Annotated in this window: 5 protein-coding genes and 2 pseudogenes; all 7 read right to left on the reverse strand. The window is 37.4% G+C overall.

What is annotated here, in order from left to right; genetic code table 11:
- Positions 1 to 335: pseudogene (locus tag ACFILT_RS00865) on the reverse strand (helicase); the annotation flags it as partial.
- A 566-nt stretch (positions 336 to 901) separates the two neighbouring features.
- Positions 902 to 1,858, reverse strand: coding sequence for a DUF3987 domain-containing protein (locus ACFILT_RS00870; RefSeq protein ID WP_375679440.1), 957 nt, complete (start codon positions 1,856 to 1,858; stop codon positions 902 to 904).
- Between the two features lie 198 nt (positions 1,859 to 2,056).
- Complete coding sequence (locus ACFILT_RS00875; protein WP_375678897.1) at positions 2,057 to 2,329, reverse strand: type II toxin-antitoxin system RelE/ParE family toxin; 273 nt, start codon at positions 2,327 to 2,329, stop codon at positions 2,057 to 2,059.
- Positions 2,326 to 2,616: a CopG family ribbon-helix-helix protein gene (locus tag ACFILT_RS00880; RefSeq protein ID WP_375678898.1), complete on the reverse strand. Its 291-nt coding sequence runs from the start codon at positions 2,614 to 2,616 to the stop codon at positions 2,326 to 2,328. The genes ACFILT_RS00875 and ACFILT_RS00880 overlap by 4 nt, the downstream gene beginning before the upstream one ends.
- Positions 2,617 to 2,727: 111 nt before the next feature.
- A pseudogene (locus ACFILT_RS00885) lies at positions 2,728 to 3,495 on the reverse strand (hypothetical protein); the annotation flags it as partial.
- Positions 3,496 to 3,593: 98 nt separating this feature from the next.
- Positions 3,594 to 3,794 (reverse strand): helix-turn-helix transcriptional regulator, encoded by a 201-nt coding sequence (locus ACFILT_RS00890; RefSeq protein WP_375679441.1) that lies wholly within the window; start codon positions 3,792 to 3,794, stop codon positions 3,594 to 3,596.
- A 207-nt stretch (positions 3,795 to 4,001) separates the two neighbouring features.
- On the reverse strand, positions 4,002 to 5,028 hold a 1,027-nt coding region (locus tag ACFILT_RS00895), incomplete at its 5' end, for a tyrosine-type recombinase/integrase (RefSeq protein WP_375679442.1).

A 5,028-nucleotide genomic window follows, 5' to 3' on the forward strand; every position in this document is an offset into this window, starting at 1 on the left:
GCGATAAAGCTATCAATATCCTTTTTACTGATCTGATGATCTGCTTGATAAAACTTACATTGAATAGCGACATAACCCTCTTGATGACGAAGCTTAGCAACTAGATCAATACCGATATCATTTTTATTCCAACCTTCATGCTCTTGCGCCCATTCATAATAGGTTTCTACCTTTTCGTAGCGTCCATAATGAAGAGGGTCTTTCGTCAAATAAGCTATGACAAGGTTTTCAAACATGGTTCCTAATTCACGAAGTGATTTTGCTTGTTGACGATAATATTCTAAGAGAGAGCGTAAAGTGACGTGTTCATTATCAGAGTTAACAGATTGCAGCATATTGTAATAAAAATCCCTTGCCTTATGATATGATTAATAATCATCAAAAGAATCAAAACGAATTCAATCAAATGCATTTAAAGCAAATAACGATAAAAATGGGAAAAAACTGCTAAAAAAGCGGATATTTTTTCAAAAGGGGTCTTTAAGGCTGCTTATCAACAGCCCATGACATGGAATAAGATCAGCAAAGTAGTAAAATTTGCTATTCATTTCATGGGTTAATCAAGATAAATGCACTATGTGCTTTAAAATATCAGAATGAGTATTTTGAAGTGTTTTATAGATAGGTTTTGTCTGTTTTTAAAACCCCCAAAACACCTACAAAACCCTCTTAGATATATATTAAAAATTGTATTTATGTGTTATGTTTAATATAGGTTGTTTATTTGAAAGCTTAACTTGTTGAAATATAATAACTTTTATTTTGGATTAAAAAATATATATAAAGGGGGGGGGTAAAAAGCCCCCCCCAAAACCCCCATACCCCCCAAAACTAATGATGGGGAGTGCTTTAAAGGTTCACTGTTATATTGTTTAATGTTTTATAAGATTTCTAAATTGCCTCAGTGTGATGTCTTATGACTTTTCACTAAAGGGTGCCATTCATAACGTATGGTAGGTCGACCGCCTTGGGAGTTATTCTCTCCAGAGATTTCACGAATATAGTTACAACGACATAAAAGCTCTAAAGCTTGCTTAACGGTTTGATTGTCTGTTAAATATTTCCAATCACGTTTATAAACATCCCTTGCTGTAAAAACATCGGGTAAACAATCACAGCGTTCAATAATTAATTTTGCACGCTCTGCTGTTAATGTATCCCCCGCCGCATAAAGTCTTTTGACATGACTTAACAGATATTTTTCCCAACGCAAGGCTGTTGTAATGGCATAGAGACCAATTTCTAAACCACCACTATCAAGAAGTTCAAAAATCAACGCAAGGCTTGCTATGGTCTTTGGCATTTTTAAAAGATGCGATTGTAAGCTTTCTGAGTGAGTACCTCCTTTTGCTTCTTTATGAAGATGCTCGAACCATTCATAAAACTTCACTTGTGCTTTAGGAGAAAAACGCATGATCAGTGGTTGTTCTGGAGACCCTAAGCGTTTATCACGAAAAGAGCGAAAAACTCCTTCATACTTTTGCCACCCCTCTTGATTGGGCGGTTTATCAACCAATTGCCACTCTTTATTGTCATCGGGACACACAATCATTTGAAAGCGTTGCAATAAACCGTCATCGTTTATTCCACGGTGGATTGCTTGAATGATGGGAATAATGCGTGAAGGTTGAATGCCTCCAATCATGGATAAAGTGACATAAGGGATAAAAATGGTTCCACGCTCGATACGATCATAGGTAAATTGATCATCTCCATTAAAAGCTGTTAAATAAAAGGCGCGGTCTGTTTGATATTCTCTTCGTTCCAGATTGGCTAAAAAACCAGATAATTCATCACGAACCATTAAGAGACCACGGGGGTTTTCTTTTAAGAGTTCCCCAAGCTTTTCAACAGTCACATCATTGACGATAAAACGTCATTTACCAAGAGTATCATCATTATTTTTACGAGTAGAAACTAAGCGGTGTGCAAAGTAATTATGCAATCATATTCGCAATATTATAAAAATAGTAATCTATCATTACTTACTGATACGGAGCGCAGTATTGTAGAAAATAATTTGCTTCAATTAGCAAATAAATAAAAATACAGTTGATTAAGGAAATTTTTGCTTTGTATGAAGCACACGTAAAATACGCACAACGTCATTTGAAATATCATAAATCATGATATAATTTGGATGTACAATAAGTTCACGTGTATTTACAATTCGTCCTAAACGACCAAGAGTAGGAAATTTAACAAGTTTTTCTACTTTTTCAGATAAAAGTTGATCAAACTTTAAGGCAGCAGAAGGATTATCTTGTGATATGTATTCACGGATCTTTTTGCGGTCAACGTGTGCTACTTGTGTCCAAATTAGCTTCATAAAGTTGATCTATCGAGTTTACTTTGTGTTTTTAGGCGCCATTCCTTTGCTTCTGCTTCGATTTCTTCAGAAGATATTATATCACCTGTATTAGCAGAGTTTATCCCTAATTGAACTTGTTCCCGAAACCATAAATCGTATGCACTTTTTTCTTTTTGTTCTTTTACGATATCGCGCATATAATCGCGCAATAATTGTGCACCAGATCTATCACACGCCTTTGCTGCTTTGGAAAATTCATTTTTTAATACATCATCGACGCGAAAAGTAAATGTTGTCTCAGCCATTTTACGACCACTTAATGTGTTACAAAGTAGTTCTAATGTAATGTATTTTTACTGTTTCTTCAATAGCTACTGTTAAAATAGATATTTTATATCTATTTTGCATTTTCATAGGGTTGAAAGGGACGCCCATAAATTCACGGGCTCTGTTAATAACCCAGACAGCAGAGCTAGACTGGTTTCAATGCCCTTACAAATGACCAGATGTTTTGGATTGGCTTGACTTAATTGCACAGCACCTCCAGTGACAGAACCCAACATGGCTTTGGCTGGTTTTTGATCTGTTTTACAGCCATTGTTTTGTAAAAAAGTTCTATGAATAGCAAAGGAGCCAGCCCCCTTAACAAGAGCAATCAACGCGGGCAGTTTAACTCCAGAGTGGTGTGGACATTTGCTATGAAAGCGTAAATCAGCAGGCAAATCACACGTGATCCCACGCATGCGTAAATAGGTTTCTGCTAAAGTATTTTTGATTGGTTGGCTTTGTTGCCAAATTACTTTTGCTTTCTCTGCTTTCCTTTTTGCTTGTTTGAGATCAGCACAAAACTGTTTTGAGAAAGAAAGCGTATGAGCATAAGCTTGTTTTCCAAGCAATCCAATTCTAATAAGCGCTTGTATGATCTCTCTAAAAGAGCAACCAGCATAACAATAGAGTAAAAGACGCCCATCATTTCCATTAGAAATAGATAAACTAGGCAGCCTATCATCATGAGCAGGGCAACGGGCGGTTCCATAACGTCCATGCCAAACCNTTCCATTAGAAATAGATAAACTAGGCAGCCTATCATCATGAGCAGGGCAACGGGCGGTTCCATAACGTCCATGCCAAACCCCACGCAAGGCACGTGTAATACCCTGCGCATTCTGAAAAGAACACATCATTTTAAATCCTATAACATTGCGTCATAGGACGGATTGTGCACTCTCTAGATTGATGAGTTTGAGAAAGCCTTGTCCGTCCTTACGTGACAAGGTTTTTTTTATGCCGCGTCACTTTGACGTTGCTGTTTTGCTTGTTCGATGACATTCAAAAGATCCGATTGTAACCAACGGGATAAAAAACCAAATTTTAAAGGTTTTGGGAGAGAGCCATTGGTAACATGACGGTGGAATGTTGAGACACTCATATGAAGCAATTTTGCACTTTTACGGTCTGTCAAAAGAATATCATTTTCTGTCATATTAAAATCCTTTCACTATAAAAATGGTAACAAATCATAACCATTTATTAACCACATTTTGGTTCATTTTTGAAGGTATTTTATTTATATAAAACAATATTTTATCATATAAATTCTCATGTGATAAATTATGAGTCTAATTGAGAGCGAATGAGAGAGGAGAGAGAGAAAGTTATCCACAGATCATGGGGTTATTCACCCCATATCTTAAGATTGACCAGTGACATAAGCCGCCCATTTATCCATATAAACGCGGCGCTGTTCTAAATAGTCAGTACGACGATAGGCACGTTCTACTTTACCGCCGACCGTATGAGCTAAAATAGTTTCAGCGACCTCATAGGGGGCATCGGTTGTTTCAGCAAGCCAATTGCGTAAACTAGAGCGAAAGCCATGCGGGCAGGCTTCAAGTCCAATACGTTTCATATATTGAGCCATACAGCGTGCAGAAAGGGGACCCCAACCTGTTGCAGAAAAAAAGAAATCATTGCGAGATAAAAGGCGCGCTTGTTTTAAAATATCTAATGCTTCTGTTGATAAAGGGACGCGAAATTTTGTTGTAGCATCACGCCTTCCTTTCATATTCTCAGCAGGAATAGTCCATATATCGCCATCAACTTGATCTTTATGAATATGGCGTATAGGATTTGTACGAACGCCTGTCAGAATAAGCAAACGTAAAGCCAGTTGTGTCATTGTTGTTTCGCAAAGTGTTTTATAAAAAGCCGGAACTTTTCTCCAATCTATAGCTGGAAAATTTTGCGTTTTATGACGTTGTTTGCCTAAGAGAGCACGTGCTTTTTCTGTTGCTTGTAAATCAACATCCAATCCTAATGCAGCCGCATGTTTAAGACAAAGATTAAGATGTATTAATGCTTTCTCTGCTGTTGCAGCTTTTGTATGCCAAATAGGAGCAAGGGTATTGCGTATCTCTGTTTGAGTAATCTCTGAAATGGGTAAACAGCCTAATTTGGGAAGAATATGCAGTTTTAAAGGTGCAAACCAGATTCCGTCTTTACCATCCCCTTTTAATTCAGCTTTACGACTTTCAAAAGCATCCACGGCAATATCTTTTAAGTAATGAAGATTGCTTATTGCCTCACGCTTTTGTTTATTACGCTCTTTAATGGGGTCACGACCTTCACGAAGAACAGAACGCCACCCAGTTGCCAATTCACGGGCTTGTTTTAAAGAGACATCTCGCAACGCTCCCAATCCCATTTCACGACGACGT

The organism is Bartonella sp. AP7XZML (genome assembly GCF_042195745.1).
Classification (GTDB): domain Bacteria; phylum Pseudomonadota; class Alphaproteobacteria; order Rhizobiales; family Rhizobiaceae; genus Bartonella.

What these genes read in the sequence shown, in the direction of transcription:
- ACFILT_RS00880 (WP_375678898.1), bottom strand. Translation starts at nt 2,616, where the DNA reads ATGGCTGAGACAACATTTACTTTTCGCGTCGATGATGTATTAAAAAAT.
- ACFILT_RS00890 (WP_375679441.1), bottom strand. Translation starts at nt 3,794, where the DNA reads ATGACAGAAAATGATATTCTTTTGACAGACCGTAAAAGTGCAAAATTG.
- ACFILT_RS00875 (WP_375678897.1), bottom strand. Translation starts at nt 2,329, where the DNA reads ATGAAGCTAATTTGGACACAAGTAGCACACGTTGACCGCAAAAAGATC.